The organism is Rhodopirellula sp. MGV, assembly GCF_002251265.1.
GTDB lineage: Bacteria > Planctomycetota > Planctomycetia > Pirellulales > Pirellulaceae > Stieleria > Stieleria baltica_A.
The window spans coordinates 61,518-78,543 of record NZ_NPDI01000010.1; the positions used below are offsets into that span (position 1 = coordinate 61,518).

The window sequence follows — 17,026 nt, forward strand, 5'->3', positions numbered from 1 at the left end:
AACAGCCACAAGGCAGACAGGGCGGGACCTGTCTGCCTTGTGATGGCGTTTCCGCCGACATGCCAGCGACTTATTTGCCGGGCGCCATCCAGCTGGCCGGCAGAGTCTGTTCGCGGTTCATCGTGCCGGCCGGTCGTTGAAAGGACGACTGGTTGATGACCGGGGTTGGCAACACCGATTGATCGGTCGGAGACGCGATGTCGTCCTCTTCCAGAATCAGTCCGGGTGGTGCAATCTCCGGTGCGATACCGGGTGCCGGAGTGATCACCGGTCCGCTCGATTGATCGCGATAGATTGACGCCCCGTTGCCAGAAGTCGAGAACTCGGCTTCCAAGTCGCGTGAACGGTCAGGGGCCAAGCCATCGGGAACATTGCCGATCACCATTTCACCGTCGACGGTCGGTTGCACGTCGGGGTAGATCGTCGGGCCGATTGCTGGGCCCCACAATCCGTAGCCGCCGCTCAATCCCACGTCTCCGTGTGCTTCGACAACGTCGGCCAAGCACCAGCTCATTCGGCTGGACTCGGTTTGTTTGACGTATTCGAGATCCTGGTCGCCGGTGATCAACATCGGCGTCATCACGATCAACAGTTCGTTACGGGCTTCCGATTCATAGTCGTACTTGAACAGGTTGCCCAAGATTGGGATGTTCGACAGGTACGGCATACGTCGGCTTTGGTTGGCACGTGATTTTTGGATCAATCCGCCGACGATGACGGTTTGGCCGCTGTAAACCGACAAGGTGACTTGTGCGGTCGTGTTGATGATGTCTTCGATCAAGACCGTTTCACCTTCGACACCCGTTGGTACCAGGGTCCCGGTGCCTTGATCGCGGTCCGAACGAGTGATGTCCAAGTTCAGTGCGATCGTCCCGTCACGTCCGATCCGTGGCAAGATATCCATGATCAAGCCGACTTGGATGTCTTGAATCTGGGGCGAGATCACACCGTTGCCAGAGACCGTGTTGCCGCGGAATCGGGCGATCTCACGACCGACTTCGATGCGGGCGTTGGTGTTGTCAGCGGTCATCAGTTTGGGTGTGCTGATGATCTGTGCTCGTCCGGCGTCTTGCAACGTTCGGAACAGCAAGCTGACCGATTCGCTGGCCGCGTTGAGGACAAAACCGCCGTATCCGATCGATGGGTTCGTTTGGCCCAGTCCGAATGTCGACACCGCACCACCGACAACGTCTTCGCGGTTCAGGTCGTTGACGTTGGCGACACCGGCGTTGTTGAAGTTAAACCCGGAAGCCCCCGTCGCTCGTGTGCCAAACGTGTCCGCGACGGCTTGGTCACGGCTGAAGGCTAGCGAGTCTTGTAGGCCCAGTTCGGTACCGATTTCGAATTGGTCATTCAACGAAACCTCTGCCAAGACAACTTTGATCAACACCATTGGGCGTCGTCGGTCCAAGCGGTCGATCAGGGCACGGACTTCTTCATAGAGTCGTGGCGACACGCTCAACAGGATGCTGTTGGAGTATTCTTCCGCCACTGCGATGATGTCACGATCGAGCAAGTCATAAGCACTGAGGCCCTGTTGGAATTGCTGGATCTGGGTTTGTGATTGCAACCGCGAGCTGACGTAGCTGGTGATCGCGTTGGCGACGTCGGCGGCGTTGTTGTTTTTCAACCAGATGACTTCGGTGATCCGTTCGGCAAAGCCTTCGCTGTCCAGACGGATCAGGATGCTTTCGACGACTTCCAAGTCCGACGCCGAACCGCTGGCAACGATGCTGTTGGTACGGATGTCCGTCGAAAATCGAAGCGGTACAAGCGAGCTTTCGGTGGCTGCGGTTGACGATGGCAAACCGGCCAGGTTGGCCCCACCCACACCCGTTCCGCCGGTGGCGGCTTCGGATCCGAACAGTTGCTCGAGTGCGGCGGTCAATTGCGTCGCATCGCCATTTTCGACCGTAAACACCTTCACCAGCGAATCGATGCCAGGGGCACGGTCCAATTGGCGAATCAGTTCGGCGATCAAAGGCATACTGGTCGAAGGTGCACGGACGACGATCGAGTTGCCGGTTGACTCGGCAGAGATCGTTGCACCGGAGAGGATGCCCGATTCGACGATCCGTTTTTCTTCGCTGTCGACCGAGACGATCGTCAGCGATGCCGATGGCGCGGTCGCATCTTCGCTGGCCGTCAAGTCGCCGCCGGAAAACGCGTCCTGCAAGGTCGTCGCCAAGTCTTCGGCGATCGCGTTTTGCAATTGGAACACTCGCAGTTCCATTTTCGCACTTGTCTTTTCGACGTCCAGTTCGTTGATCAGGCGTGTGACCTCGGTCATATCACGAGGCGAAGCGCTGACGATCAGCGAGTTGGTGCGATAATCTGCCGAGACGCGAACCCGAGTACCAAGACCGGGACGTTGATCTTCTTCCGAACCCGGACGCTCGACAAAGAATCCGCGAATCGTTTCTTCGGCGTCGACTGCGGATGCATTTTGCAATCGGAACACGCGAAGTCGGCTTCGCGGGTCAACCGGAAGATCGATCTTTGCGATCAACTCTTCCAGCGACGCGATCGCTTCGGTGCGTCCGATCAACAACAGTGCGTTGGGGCTATCCAGCGACGTGATGCTGACGTCCCCTTGGCGGCTTGACAGTACGTCATCGTAGAGCTGTGACAACAACTCCGAGACCGCATTGGCATCGGCATGTTCCAGCGTAACGATCTTTGAATCGGGCTGGGTCAATTCGGCTTTGGATTCGATTTCTTTGATCAAGTCCATCACACGCTGTACGTCCCGTGTGGTGCCTTTGACGATGATTTGGCCCAGTTCCGGGACGTATTCGATTTGAACGTCGCCCAAAGGTCCGGCCGGTTCATCGCCAGCTTCGCCCATCACCTCGCCGGCTGGCGGCGTGGTGTCGGCCGACTGGTCGGCTTGCAAAACCGCGTTTTGGAAAATGCTTTGCGGGGCGGCCGGAAGCGGATCGTTGCGAAGTGCCTTCAGCAGACGCATCGTCCGTTGAACCGGCGCCATTTCGGCGTTTTCCAACCGATGGACTTTCGTGACATCGTCATAGCGGTTGGGCACACGGTCGAGTGCACGGATCATTTTTTCCCAACCCGGGATGACCGGATCGGGAGCGTGCACGGTGATGAAATTTTGACGGCGGTCGACTTGGACCATCGTGCCACGCATCGGCGAGACGTTCATTTGGAACGTGACTTCGTTGCCGTTGTTGCGGGTGGTCATCGGGATGTCGCTGCCGGCGGCCTGTTTCAGGTCGCGTTCGAACTCGCGCCAGGAAATGTTTTCCAGACGCATCGAGAGCGGTGCGGCAACCGATGACGAGGTTTGGCGAATCGCCCCGGCAACCATGGTTTGGACTTGCCCTGCGATCGTTGCTTGCGTGCTGGGCGGTGCCATCACGACCAGCTGGCTGTTCTTTGGATCAGGGGCGATAGTCACGCCCGGCAGATCTTGGAACCGCATGTTGAGTGCGGTCGCGATCGATTCGACGTGCTGGGCGGGAACCGCGAGCTTGCGAAGCTGTGGGGCCTGGTTGGGACCAGCCAGTGCCGCTTGGGCCTGGGGCGAAACCACGCGTGCCGATACGGGATCGGCGTTGACCCCGGTACTGGCAGCTGCGGGCATGCGGAACGAAGCCGCTTGGCCGGGCACCTGCTGCGAAGGGTTGGCGGATGGGTATGTCGCTTGCGGACGATAGGTCTGACCGATCGCCGTCGGACCGCAACAGGCGGCAACCACAATCGTACTGATCTTCGCAACAACGAACGTTCTCGCCCGGTCGGTTACCGGGCAGATAAGCTGTCGCAGTCGGCTGCGACAGTCATCGGAGATCGCGTTTGGGTGCACGGGTAACACCTTTAGTTCATCTGGGTACATTTCGACGATTTGCGGAGCTCCAAGAGCGCTTCCTCCGCCCATCAGGACAGATCGTCGTTGCCCTTGCATTCGCTACAGTCAAACTGACCTCGATAGTGGGACGCGATCGTCTAATCAGGCATCATTCGCATAATGCGTACCGACCACAAAGCTTCGGTAGGATAGGAAAACTGTGACGGCATGTTATGGTTTTGGTGTCGTTAAAGTTTGCCTGACGGTCGAGGTCGGTTCGGCAACGTCCGATAGCGAGAGGATGTTGCAAGTCCGTGTTCATCAATCGGACGGATCGACTTGGTCTGGGCATGCAACGGCCTGTCGTGAAACCGCGCTCGCGAAATCACCACAGATCGCAACTCTCGATCTCCAACGGCTAAATCATGGCAACCATCGGCGGACAGATCCTTTGCCAAGCTCCCGACCGGTCGAGCTCGATCCGGGAAGGCGTTGTGCGGATCGAAGACGATCGAATCGTTGAAGTCAGCTTTGAAGCGATTTCGGGCTCGGTCGATTGGGGCGATGCCGAGACGTTTATCACGCCTGGGTTCATCGATACTCATCTTCACCTGCCACAATTCGATTCCATTGGTGCGTTTGGGATGCCACTTTTGGATTGGCTTTCCGAAGTCATCTTTCCTGCGGAAGAAAATTGGAATGACATGGACTACGCGCGGTCGATGATCGCTCGCGTAATCGACCAGTGCTTGTCGGTGGGTACGACAGGGATTTGTGCGTACGCCACGTCGTCATACGATGCAACGATTACCGCGCTGGACATGTTTCAACGCGTCGGACTGCGAGGGGTGATCGGGCAAGCGATGATGGATCGCGCCGCACCGATGTCGCTGACGGTGCCAACGGAGCAGTTAATAGAGCAGGTCGAAGCAGCGCTTCAGCAATTTCCGCCGACAGGGCGCATGGCAACTGCGGTCACACCACGGTTCGCTCTATCGTGCACCGAGTCGGCTTTGTTGGCGGCCGCTGATTTGGCCCGTCGCTTCGACGCGATGATTCAAACCCACCTCGCCGAGACAAGACGGGAATGCGAAGTCGTCTCCAAACATTTTGACGGAATGCCTTACGTCGACGTCTATGACAAGATGGGACTGGTGACCGAACGCAGTGTCTTCGGTCACGGTATTTATCTGGACGATCTTTCGGTGGCTCGGCTGGTGCAAGCCGGATCCGTGATCGCGCATTGCCCCACCGCGAATTCGTTTTTGGGCAGCGGAACGATGAACCGCAACGATCATTTAGCACACGGTGTTCGCCTTTCGCTGGGCAGCGACGTTGGCGCCGGTTTTGAACGCAGCATGGTCCGAGTCGGACGGGCGATGATTGAAGCGGCGATCGCAAAGCAGTTTCAGTCTGACGCGTTTCGCCGCACCGGGATGATCGATTACGCAAAAGTACCGACGGCACCACAGGCGTGGTATCAAATTACAGCGGGGAACGCGGAAGCCGTTCGCTGGAAAGACGGCGGGCGGATCGAAGTCGGGCAGCCGGCGGATCTTGTGATCGTCCAGCCCGACGTGCCTTGGCGATTAGCACGTTGTCCGCTGTCAACGCTGATGTATTCCTGGGACGATCGCTGGGTTCGGCATACAATCGTCAACGGACGACACTACACAATTGGCCCAAATGGGGCCGGCGTTCGCACGGAAAAGGGCGAATCACTCGGAGCCGTACGTTAATGATCCTGCACATCGACATGGACGCGTTTTATGCCTCGATTGAGCAGCGTGACCATCCGGAGTATCGCGGCAAGCCGGTGATCGTCGGTGGCGGAAATGGACGTGGTGTGGTTTCGGCGGCTAGCTACGAAGCTCGTGAATACGGCGTACACAGTGCAATGCCTGGTCGTCGTGCCGGACAACTTTGTCCGCATGGGATCTTTGTCAAAGGCAGGCATTCACACTACGCGGCCGTCGGTCGGCAAGTCCGTGAGATTTTTTCACGGTACACGCCCTTGGTCCAACCATTGTCGCTTGACGAAGCGTTTTTGGATGTGTCGGGGACTTTGCGGTTATTCGGTGATGCGGAAACCATCGGACGTCGCATCAAAGCAGAAATTGCCGAAGAACTGGAATTGCCGGCGAGCGTTGGTGTCGCGCCGCGAAAGTTCATTGCCAAGATCGCCAGTGACATTGACAAGCCGAACGGGTTTGTTGTCGTCCGCGAAGACGAGATCCATTCGTTCCTCGACCCGCTGCCTGTCGAACGAGTGTGGGGTGTGGGGAAGGTCGGCGCCCGTCGGTTGCATCAATTGGGGTTTCGTACGATCGCCGACATCCGACGGTACGACGAGTCGCTGCTAAAGTCGAAGCTTGGGGCTTGGGGGGCACACCTGTGGCGGTTGGCCAACGGGATTGACGAGCGTGAAGTCATCCCAGACAGAAATGCGAAACAGATCAGCCACGAGCGGACGTTCTCCGAAGACCAATCGGATTTTGAATTCCTGCACTCGGTCGTTTGCTTCTTGTGCGAGCAAACCGCGATGAGGCTGCGACGCCACGGCCGCAAAGCGAAGTCGGTTGGTCTAAAATACCGCCGGGAAGACTTTCGTACCTTTTCCAAGTCAAAGGTCTTGGAAACGCCAACCGACGAAACGGCAGTGATCATTCGCGTCGCGACCGAGTTGTTGGCAACGATGCGTCAAACGGAGCCTCGCCCTGTCCGATTGATCGGAGTATCGCTCTCCGCGCTGGTGGGGGCGGATGCCCCGACACAGATGTCGCTGTTTGATGATCCCGGGTATGTACAAGCCGAACGCCGAGTCGATCGCGTGATGGATCAACTTGCCGACCGATTGGGCGATAGCCGGATTTACCGCGCCGGCAGCCATGATTGGCGTAAACGTCCACGGGAATAAGGCCGCGAAATACTCACTGGCCTGACATTTGCTCTCCAATGTGTCTATGTCGGGATAAGATCCCCCCATCCATTACACCAACGAACCTCACGCGAGACCTAATTAACTCCATGACTTCGATTGAAACGCTGGCAACCGACCTCGATGGAACTCTCATCCCGCTCGACGATTCACCATGCTATGCCGAGGCTCTGCGGTCGCTGAAGCTATACGTCCAAGAACACCAGCTGCAATTGCTTTTCATTAGCGGACGGTCCTGGCAATTGATCCGAAATGCGATCGAAGAGGTCGACTTGCCGTGGCCGGATGCCGCGATTTGCGATGTTGGAACTTCGATCTTTGTCGCTTCTGATACTCGGACTTCGGCTGGTGCGACGGACCGGCGTGACTACTCCCATTCCGAAGACTATGCGGACTGTTTGCGGAACATTCTGTCCGGCTGGAAAGCGGAAGACATCCTGCGTCAGATCGACGAACTGGACACGGCGCTGTGGCCACAACCGGATGATTGCCAGTCAGAGTTCAAGATCAGTTTTTTCTTTGAACTTGATCAACAGGATTCGGTGTGCGGCAAAGTCCAGGCTTGGATCGATGCGAACCAAGCGCCGGTGTCGATCGTCGTCAGTCGCCAAATCGACGGGCCACTCGGATTGATCGACGTGTTGCCGAAAGGGGTTCACAAAGGCTTCGCTCTGAAGTGGTGGCTGGAACACCACGACATTCCGCTGCAGGGCGCCGTCTATTGTGGCGATTCCGGAAACGATTCCGCCGCGATGGCCTGTGGTGTGAACGGAGTCGTCGTCGGTAACGCGGATCAGCACTTGCGATCGGCGATGGAAGCAGAGCATCCCGACAACGTTTATTTCGCCGAATCAAAGGCGACCGCCGGTGTGCTCGAAGGATTAATCCATTTTCATCAGGCGAGCGACGTTCGGCACAGTGAAGTTCGCTAGTCGCTTGCAGCGTTCCACTGATACTTCCGGCGTGGTTTTCGAACTCACGTTTCCGCACTGATTCGCCTCGATTCCTTTCTAGATTCAATCCATGTACAGCGAAACGACCGGTAGCCGTAAGACACTCGGTGATGTTGACATTATCTATCACCAAGGGATCTACCATCTCTTTCACTTGGTGTTGCCCAATCACGACTACATTGCGCACGCGGTCAGTAATGATTGTTTCCATTGGCGGCGTGTCGAAAACGCCCTGCATATCGGTGATCCCGGAAGCTGGGATGATTCGATGTTGTGGACGATGCACGTTGGAAAAGACCCGCATAATCCAGGCAAATGGAGGATGTTCTACACGGGGTTGTCACGTCGCGACCACGGTTTGAAACAGCGGATCGGTATGGCGACGAGCGACAATTTGTATGAATGGAAAAAGTCCGGCGTGAACTGGGTCGACCGACGCTCGCAGCTTCCCTACGAATTGCCCGGCCGTCCGCCTCAGCCGCCTTACGAATATGACGAGCTAAGCACTTATCCGATCGGTCCCGATTCGCTGTATTACGAATCGTCGGTCGACGAGGGCCGGCACTGGGTGTCCTGGCGTGATCCGTTTTACTACCGTGAGCACGGCCGCGGCTGGTTGTTGTGTGCCGGTCGTATCAAAGATGGTCCGATCGTTCGTCGCGGTTGTGTTGCCGTCATGGAAGAAACGTCGCCGAACCAATTCAGCCCTCGTCCGCCGTTGCACCACCCCGGACTTTACGATGATATCGAAGTCCCTAATCTGTTGCGTCTTAAAGATGAGTATTACTTGATTGGCAGTATTCGCGAGGACGCCAAGATCAGGTACTGGCATACGTCGAACATCGGGAAACCGTGGCGGAGCTACGATGACAACGTCTTGATGGCTTCGGGGAACTACGCCGGTCGGATATGCCATGACGACAAGGGCGTCCTACTTTGGTGTTTTTACACTCCCGGGCGCGATGGTGCCGATCGCACGGTGCAGAATCTGATGCCGCCGCCTAAACGCTTGGTCTGCGCCGACAACGGGCGACTGCGAGTACAGTCATACGAAGGGTTTAACGAACGTGTTACTTCAACGATGACGACCGATCAGCTGTCACCGATGAAGCCGGCGCGCCCGGGGGATCAAGTGGTTTATGGCGATTGCAAAACGACCATTAACAGTTCAACAGGATTCCAGGCGTTTCTTTTCGAACACGATGTAGACTGTTTTCGGTTGTCGGCACAGATCAAGATGATCGACCAAGGCAAGTGTGGACTGGTCTTTCGAATTAATCGGGCCACCCACGATGGATATTACCTGTCGTTGGACCTAACGAAAGGAGTCGCCCAACTGCGATCGTGGGGGACAGGAGCGGAAAATGTCGGCGAAACCATGATGCAGTTCAAAACACTGCAAGGTGGCTATTGGTACAACCCGATCGCCGGAACCGCACAGTTGCAGCTAATCGCTCATGGCAGCTACATCGAATTGTCGATTGACGACCGAGTGATACTGTCGCTCGCCAACCAGGATTTTGATCGCGGTGCGGTCGGGATCTACGCTGAAAGTACCAAGTTGGAGGTCTGCGACTTGGTTTTGGAACGCTTGGCTTGGCCGATGCAGTCCGATGAGCACCTCACCGTCGGGTAGCGTCTTTCAGTTTTACTATCGCGTTAGCCAGACACTGACAGCAATAAACAGTGTCATGATCGCAAGTACCAATAGATACGACCAACCCACAATCGCGAACGGTGCCGCCGGCTTACGTTCCTCCAACGGATGGTCATCCGGATTGGTGTGGCGTGAATCGGTTCGCAGTGGGCTCTTATGCAGTGGGTTCTTATGTTGTGTGATGGACTCGCTCATTGGGTTCTCCCGTAGGTTTGAATTCACCTGTCAGCACTTCGAGTGGATTTCGCTAGGCTGAGTGGCAATTTGGGGTCTGAAAATCGGATCGAAAGCCGATCCGGTAGAGCCACTGTCTCGCATCAGTCATGCCAAAAAGTGCTCTCTTGGGGTGATTACCTCTTTCTGCCGTCCGGCGAACTGCACCCGGATGCAAATCGTCCATGCCGGTTGGTCAGCGATCAATTGTCGCATTGGGACTTCTATGATTGTTGTGTTTTCGAGCGATCATCGTTCTGGCGTGGTCTGCCAGCGACGGTAATCAGCCCAGATCGATTCGGAAAAAACGAACTTTCGGTTGGCATAGTTGTTGCGTTGCAGTGGTCCCGTTCACCGGTTTTCGCGAATCGCGAACAACAAACAACAGCGGTGACAAACTGTGCTTCACATTCGAAAGGCGCAAAACATGAATCTAGAAACTCAAACAGATCTCGATAAGACGACGCTAGAAGCGGCAAAGAATCTGGTGCAGGCCTGCATTGATTCGGCCAATGGCTTCCAGGAAATCGCCAAAGACGTGAACGACCAACAGCTCGCGGAGTTGTTCCAAAGCATGGGAGAAACGCGTCGAAAGTTGGTGGAAGAGCTCCAGGAGCATGTCGTCATCTCTGGCGACCAGCCGCCGACCGAAGGCACTTGGCTGGCTGCACTTCACCGCTCGTGGATCGATCTTCGCGCATCGATCTCTGGCGGAGATCCCAAGGTGATTTTGGTCGAAGCCGAGCGCGGCGAGGACTACATCAAACAGGCCTATGAAGACGTGATCAAGCGGACCGCTGGTAGCGCACTGAACAGCGTTTTATTGCAGCAGTACCAGACCGTCAAAAAAGGACACGCATCCGTTCGGGCACTTCGTGAAGCAATGGTGGAGTAAGCGGTGAGTAAGCGAAGCATTCTATTTGTAATTGACGCGATGGCGTTCGATGTAGTCCGGGATTGGCTTGCCAACGATCGACTGCCAAACATCGCACGCGTGATCGCCGACGGGGGATCATTGCATCCCTGTATTTCGATTTTCCCTTCGATCACACCAGCGGCGACATGCTCGATCGCGACCGGATGCTACCCCAAAGACCATGGGATCGAGGGCGCGTGTTGGTACGATGCAGAGTCGAAGGACACCGCGTACTTCGGTGACGACCTGCGGTTGGTCGTTCAAGAAGGCATGCGTGATTACCTGCTCGACTTTGGCGACCGCTTAAATTTTGAGCGTCTGAGGGTTCCGCTGATCTATGAGCAGCTTCATGCGCAAGGAATCGATTCGGCAAGTTTGAATTTCATGTGGTTTCGTGGCCCACACGTTCACGAGCGAACAACGCCGCTGGGAATCCGACTCGCCGCTGGACGCTTGGAGAGTGAAGTTTCCGGTCCAAAGTATCTCAAGCTCGGTGACTTCGTGCATGACCTTCCAGAGGGCGTTGGCGAGGTCGAGGGCATGGAGACCGGGATGTTCGGCAAGTTCGGTTTTCATGACGACACGACCGCAGCTTGCATGAAAGCGATGGCCGCAGCGGACAAGCTTCCGCCGGTAACCGTCGCGTACTTTCCGCTGAATGACAGCGACGCGCACGAAGAAGGGCTGACGGTTGCCGCATCGCGACGACTGACCAAGTTTGACGAGTTTCTTGGCGAGTTTGTCGAGCTGATCGGCGGTTGGGAACGCGTTGGGGAAGATTACACCTTCATCATGGTCGGGGATCATTCGCAATCGGAGCCCCACGGCGATGAGATGAAGTTGATCAAGTTAGACGAGTACCTGACGGACTACCGGCGAGCCGACTTCGCCAAGGGAATCACAGAGGGTGCCCAGTTGATGGTCTGTCCCAACATGCGGGCCGCAGCGATTTATTTCGCCGACGACTGTTTAGATGTTCGCCGTGAGGTCGTTTATCACGTGCTGAAGGATCCCAATGTTGACCAAGTGATCATGGAAAACCTTGAGTTCCACGGCGCACGGAAGTTCGTTGTCGCGACATCCGATCGTGGCCGTTTGGAGTTTTGGCGTGCTGACCAGGAAAATCCAGCGACGCCTTGTGATTTAGATGGCTACAACGAGGTTCATGAAGCGACCGATCGCTTTGGAAATCGCTGGGCGTTCTGTGGCGAGCTCGATGTGCTGGATTGTCGAATTGACGAAGCGGGCAAGCTGATCGAAGGCCTTTACCCCAACGCGTGCGAACGGATCGAAGGTGCGTTCACTGCAGGCGCTTCGCCGGTGTGGGTGACGGCTGTACCGGGTGCCGAATTTTCGGTCCCCGAGACTTCTCAGCACCCCGGTGGCAGCCATGGTTCGCTGCACAAGGAGGATTCCGTTTCGGGGTTGATCGTCAGCTCGGATCTTAGCCCCGAGCTGAAGCGATCGGGGCGTCCGCCATCCCGAATCATTGATGTGATGGAGTATTGCTTGAACAGTATCGGTGCGAAGCGACTTGAGAAAGACGAAGTCGATGTGCCGAGCTATTCCGTTGCTGCGGATCGTTGATCGGCAACTCCCTTTCCACGTTTTTCCATCTCTTTTCGTTTTGTCCAAAGGCTCTAAGTTGTTTCGTTTGCTGATCGTCCTGTTTTTGCTGCAGCCAATGATTGCGGTTTCGGCAGCAGATCCGTTGTCAGGATCGGGATCAGCGGATGACGCATCGGCCGATGTCGACGCCGATCAATCAGAACCGACTACTCCAGTATTGGTGGATTCGGTTGTGAGTGATCGTGCCATCGAAGACCGTCTGCAATCGATCTTTCAAGCTCGCGAAGACTTTGAAGATGTCAGCGTTTCGGTCGAAAGCGGTGTTGTCGCACTCGGTGGCCACTTCACGTCGCAAGAGGATGCGGATTGGGGGATTCGGCTCGCCGAACGCACGGAAGGTGTGGTGGTGGTTGATGAAGAATATGAAATCGAAAACGAGATCGACTTCGCCGAAAACTGGCACGTGATCTCACGCAGCCTCGGCGGATTGTGGACCGATTTTTTACGGCGAACACCGCTGTTGATTGCCGGAGTTTTCACGATCTTTCTGACCGCCCTGATGTCAAAGGTCGTCGCTTGGGGGTTAACCAAGCTGTTCGAGAAGCAGTCGCGTATTCGCACCAGTCTACGTGACTTGATTTTCCAATTGGTCACGATTGCTGTTTGGATTGCCGGCTTGCTCGTCACTGCCGTCGTTGTGTTTCCCGGCATGACGCCCACAAGAGCGTTAACGTTGCTTGGTGTCGGGTCAGTGGCGATCGGTTTCGCATTCAAAGACATCTTCGAAAACTTCTTTGCAGGAATCTTGATCTTGTGGCGTTACCCGTTCGACATGGGAGATTTCATCTCGAGTGATGACCTTGTCGGTCAGGTCGAAGAAATCACGATCCGCAACACCATGATTCGACGTCTCGATGGAGAACTGTCGGTGGTGCCCAATGCAACGTTGTTTAAGAACACGGTCGACGTGTTGACGGATAAACATCATCGCCGCGTTCGCCTGATCTGTGGGGTAGCTTATGGCGAGGACGTTGATCGGTCGCGGGACGTCATCGCCGAGGCAGTTCGCCACTGTTTGACCGTCGACGGTGATCGCTTGGTTGAGGTCTTCGCGAAGGAATTTGCGGATTCCAGTATCAATTTTGAAGTCGCTTGGTGGACAGGGTCGACACCCGGCGAGGTAAGGCGGAGTCGTGACGAGGTCGTTTCGGCCATCAAGTCGGCACTTGACCGTGAAGGTATCGAAATTCCGTTCCCGTATCGCACCCTGACCTTCGCGGACTCCGTTCCGCTAGCGATTCAGGGGGGAAATAACCCCGAAAACGCCGTCCCCGTCGACGTAGCGACATCCAATCATCACAATGGACCGAGTTAAAAGCAGATGAAGAATTGATCGCTACAGGAATGCCTGTTTTAGTAAGCAAAAAACCAGGGTTTGATCGGCAACGACGCTCCCCATACCAATGATAGACACGAATGCCCACCGTACTTGTAATTGACGATGACCCGTCAGTTTTTCTGTTGACCAGAAAAGCGCTCGACGGGATCGCTGATATCGTCACCGCCGAGACCGCTGATGAAGGTCTCGATCTTATCAATCGACAGAAGTTTGACGCTGTCTTGTTGGACATCATGCTGCCGGATCGCAACGGACTGGCTCTGTACTGTGAAATCCGCGAGAAAGATCGCCGGTTGCCCGTCATTTTCATGACCGTTGAAGCCGCCAGTGGAACCGCAATTGAGGCGATGCAGCTCGGTGCGTTCGACTATGTCGCCAAGCCATTGTCGGTGTCTGCACTGCGGAGTCTGATTTCTCGTGCGATCGAGCAGCGCGAATTGGCATCCGTTCCAGTCGCGATCGTTGCCGACGAGGAGCTTGCCAAGGAATCCGGCGAGCTGTTTATTGGCCGCAGCAGCCCGATGCTGGAAGTCTTTAAAGCGATCGGCCGTGTCAGTAAACAAAACGTTCCTGTCCTCGTCCGTGGCGAAAGCGGTACAGGTAAGGAATTGGTCGCTCGCGCATTGTTCCAGTACAGCCATCGCGCCGACGGACCATTCTTGGCCGTCAACTGTGCGGCCTTGCCCGATACGCTGCTCGAAAGCGAGCTGTTCGGCTATGAAAAAGGCGCGTTCACTGGCGCCGATTCGCGTCGGATCGGTAAGTTCGAACAGTGCAACAAAGGCACCTTGTTTCTTGACGAAATCGGCGACATGGCGTCGATCGTTCAGGCCAAGGTGTTGCGAGTTTTGCAGGACCAACGGTTTGAACGCATCGGTGGCAATAACGAACTGAAGACGGACGTGCGGATTGTTGCCGCGACCAACCGACCATTGGAAGAGATGGTGGCGGAGTCGACGTTCCGCGAAGACTTGCTGTATCGATTGAACGCAGTGACGATTTACCTGCCGCCGCTTCGGGAACGCCCCAGCGACATTCCGATGCTGATTCAGCACTTCCTGAGCCAAGCGAAAGTCGAATTCAACAAACCTGACTTGGAAGGCGCGTCACCGGAAACGGTCGAGATGCTGAAGGGCTATTCCTGGCCTGGGAACGTCCGCCAGTTGCGAGCCGTGGTCCGTCGCTGTGTACTCGATTCGGCCCTCCCCGTTTTGGTGCCTGAGGTTCTTCCGAAGGTCATCAAAGAAGAATTGGCGAGTAAGAATGGGCAGTCACACGCGGCAGGAACTGCTGGCGAACCAATGCTTGAGTCTGGTGGTTCGACGGCCCTTGCGGCAAACACACTCGATTCCGATTCCGCAGCGAGCGTGATGCCAGCCGTTGGGGGTGGCGGAACATCGGGGATTCATGCACAAAATCCCGAATTGGTGCCTTTCGCACCGGACGATTCGGACGCGGATGAACCCAATGGACTGGGCTTGCCCGCCCTGGTCGACAATCTGTTCGAAGAGAAGTCAACGGACATGTATTCGGAGGTAATCGCATATGCGGAACGCTATTTGCTACTGCGAGTCCTCCGCGAAACTGAAGGCAACCAAAGTAAGGCGGCGGCTATTCTCGGAATCACTCGCGGGAAGCTTCGTGACCGTATCGCCAGTTACGATATCCGACTCGAGAGTGGAGTAAGAATCGGTGAATGAACATCTTGCAGTAAAGGAGCGCTTCGCAGGCGCACTCAAACGTCTCGACGGAGATTTTGAACTGTTGTGTGAAATGGCGGCGGTCACTCTACCGGACTGTCCCGATGTGATCGCACGCATTCAGAATGAGCTTGAAGAAGGCGACTGTGCGAAAGCATCGTCGTCGTTACACAAGCTCAAAGGCATGCTTAGCACGTATGAAACAGAAGGCGTGGTGATCGAGATCCAAGAGATGCTCGCCATGTCGCGCCGCGGCAATTTGGACGAGTGCAAAGCGATGTTCGATAAGGAACTGCCTCGTATCAACAATCTGATCGAAGAGATCCAGGTGTTGTGCGATCAAGCCGATTCGAATGCCTAGCGCATCGGTTTTGTGAACCGTCGCTGGTGATGCGGCCAAAGCGACGTTGCACGAACCGTTTAAAGCGAACGCAGAATTGCGTTTCTGGATGTCTTCTCAGCCGGTCGGCGCTAACCAAGATTCTGGCCGGCATTGAACTCTTCGGCGGTGACTTGTCGCTGGCCGCAACGGAACCGTCGCTAGCGCGATGCGGCTAAGGGGAGTCGCACGAACCGTTTGAAGCAAACGCAGAATTGCGGTTCTAAGTGTCTTATCAGCCGAATGGCGCTAGCCACGGTTCCCGACGGGCATTGAATTCTTCGGCGTCAACTTATCCCCGACCGCAACGGAACCGTCACTAGCGCGATGCGGCTAATGTGATGTCGCATGGACCGATTGCGGCGGCGTGGTTGCCGCCTCTGCGACTTGCGATTGCCTTAATAACTCAGCTTTCGAATCGGGCCGACTTGCCAACCTGGATATTTCGCTGCGGCGGCGATTCTCGCTGCTTGGCTGTTCTGCCCGTAAACGACGACAGTCGTCGGGTACCGATACGCGACACGCGGAATGAGTCCGACTTGCCAAATGTCGGTGACGCCTGCGGTCGCTGCTTGCAACTGTAGATCCATCAAACGTGCTTTGTTTAACACGACGTTGGATTGCGTCGCATTCGATGCCATTCGGCCATAGCTATCCAGCATCAAACGTTCGAACTGCCCAGTGCTGTCACGCGAACTTTCATCGACTGTATCGGCTTGGGCTGCAACCCAGCGATCGTAACCCGGGCGAATTGCCGCGGCGTCCTCGCTAACGAGTATCTCTGGCGGGATCGTGATCTTCCCACCGTCTGGTAGCGCTAGTTGGATACCTCGAACGTCATATTCGAGTGGGCCGGTCCCAAGATCGATTAAATGATCTTCCAGGTCGGCCGGCGTTTTGATTTTCACGTTGTCGATCTGCTGAATCACCGTTGGCAAGATCACCGCATAGGCACGCGGCAGTTCTTTCAGCGGAATATTGTTGACCATGACCTCAGCATCACGCCGTTTCAGTATCAACGTCTGCGTTCCAAAGCCCAGTAAGCGACCGTTAATCGCGTGTCCGTCAATCAATCGCCAACTCGAATCGGTCGAGGGGAGCGGGATTTTTTCATTCGATGGTTCCGTTGAGGTTTCTGTATCAACCGCTTTAGAAGCAGCCATGTTGGCCTTCGCTTGCGAGTCGGCCAAGAACGCTTGGTCTTGTTTGGAAAGCTGGTCGATCTGAAAAACCAGCAATCCGTCTTCGGCGGTTCGCAACACGACTTGCTTTGCGTCGGAGGCGACGAGGTCTGCATCAACTTTGTACTCGCCGGATTGGTCGCTCCACTGTCTCGCTTGGAGCAACGCGGGTGAAAAGACTGAGGGTAAGGCAAACGCAGCGATCGCTAAAGATCGTTTGTAAGGGTTCATCATGGGATCATTTTTGTGTGAAAGGGTGAACTTGGCTTTGGGGCTCCAATGTCGTTTCTTTCCAATCGCAAAACGGGTG

General features: G+C 55.7%; 12 protein-coding genes. 9 read left to right on the top strand and 3 right to left on the bottom strand.

The window, feature by feature from the left end; all coding sequences use genetic code 11:
* Positions 1-70: 70 nt before the first annotated feature.
* Complete coding sequence (locus CGZ80_RS04385; RefSeq protein WP_233148226.1) at positions 71-3,901, bottom strand: secretin N-terminal domain-containing protein; 3,831 nt, start codon at positions 3,899-3,901, stop codon at positions 71-73.
* A 335-nt stretch (positions 3,902-4,236) separates the two neighbouring features.
* On the opposite strand from CGZ80_RS04385, the gene CGZ80_RS04390 reads away from it, so the two are divergent.
* The 4 genes from CGZ80_RS04390 (at position 4,237) to CGZ80_RS04405 (ending at position 9,338) form a co-directional block, all read left to right on the top strand.
* Positions 4,237-5,550 (top strand): amidohydrolase family protein, encoded by a 1,314-nt coding sequence (locus CGZ80_RS04390; RefSeq protein ID WP_094411744.1) that lies wholly within the window; start codon positions 4,237-4,239, stop codon positions 5,548-5,550.
* A complete protein-coding gene (locus tag CGZ80_RS04395) occupies positions 5,550-6,728 on the top strand; it encodes a DNA polymerase IV (protein WP_094411746.1) in 1,179 nt (392 codons plus the stop codon). The genes CGZ80_RS04390 and CGZ80_RS04395 overlap by 1 nt, the downstream gene beginning before the upstream one ends.
* Positions 6,729-6,838: 110 nt before the next feature.
* Positions 6,839-7,681, top strand: a complete 843-nt coding sequence (locus tag CGZ80_RS04400) for an HAD-IIB family hydrolase (RefSeq protein WP_158222549.1) — start codon at positions 6,839-6,841, stop codon at positions 7,679-7,681.
* Between the two features lie 91 nt (positions 7,682-7,772).
* Complete coding sequence (locus CGZ80_RS04405; RefSeq protein ID WP_094411750.1) at positions 7,773-9,338, top strand: glycosyl hydrolase; 1,566 nt, start codon at positions 7,773-7,775, stop codon at positions 9,336-9,338.
* 15 nt (positions 9,339-9,353) lie between these two features.
* On the opposite strand, the gene CGZ80_RS04410 is transcribed toward CGZ80_RS04405, so the two are convergent.
* On the bottom strand, positions 9,354-9,554 hold the full coding sequence (locus tag CGZ80_RS04410) for a hypothetical protein (RefSeq protein ID WP_094411752.1): 201 nt from the start codon (positions 9,552-9,554) through the stop codon (positions 9,354-9,356).
* Between the two features lie 445 nt (positions 9,555-9,999).
* On the opposite strand from CGZ80_RS04410, the gene CGZ80_RS04415 reads away from it, so the two are divergent.
* From CGZ80_RS04415 to CGZ80_RS04435, 5 genes are all read left to right on the top strand, one after another.
* Positions 10,000-10,467, top strand: coding sequence for a PA2169 family four-helix-bundle protein (locus tag CGZ80_RS04415; protein WP_094411754.1), 468 nt, complete (start codon positions 10,000-10,002; stop codon positions 10,465-10,467).
* A gap of 3 nt (positions 10,468-10,470) precedes the next feature.
* Positions 10,471-12,075, top strand: coding sequence for an alkaline phosphatase family protein (locus CGZ80_RS04420; protein WP_143543738.1), 1,605 nt, complete (start codon positions 10,471-10,473; stop codon positions 12,073-12,075).
* 58 nt (positions 12,076-12,133) lie between these two features.
* A complete protein-coding gene (locus CGZ80_RS04425; protein WP_233148227.1) occupies positions 12,134-13,432 on the top strand; it encodes a mechanosensitive ion channel family protein in 1,299 nt (432 codons plus the stop codon).
* Positions 13,433-13,533: 101 nt separating this feature from the next.
* Positions 13,534-15,156, top strand: coding sequence for a sigma-54-dependent transcriptional regulator (locus CGZ80_RS04430; RefSeq protein WP_094411758.1), 1,623 nt, complete (start codon positions 13,534-13,536; stop codon positions 15,154-15,156).
* Positions 15,149-15,517 (top strand): Hpt domain-containing protein, encoded by a 369-nt coding sequence (locus CGZ80_RS04435; RefSeq protein ID WP_094411760.1) that lies wholly within the window; start codon positions 15,149-15,151, stop codon positions 15,515-15,517. Before CGZ80_RS04430 ends, CGZ80_RS04435 begins: the two co-directional genes overlap by 8 nt.
* A gap of 416 nt (positions 15,518-15,933) precedes the next feature.
* Here the strand turns inward: CGZ80_RS04435 and CGZ80_RS04440 are convergent, their stop codons facing one another.
* The gene (locus tag CGZ80_RS04440; RefSeq protein WP_094411762.1) at positions 15,934-16,950 is read right to left on the bottom strand and encodes an SHD1 domain-containing protein; all 1,017 of its coding nucleotides are present in this window, start codon (positions 16,948-16,950) and stop codon (positions 15,934-15,936) included.
* Positions 16,951-17,026: the final 76 nt, after the last annotated feature.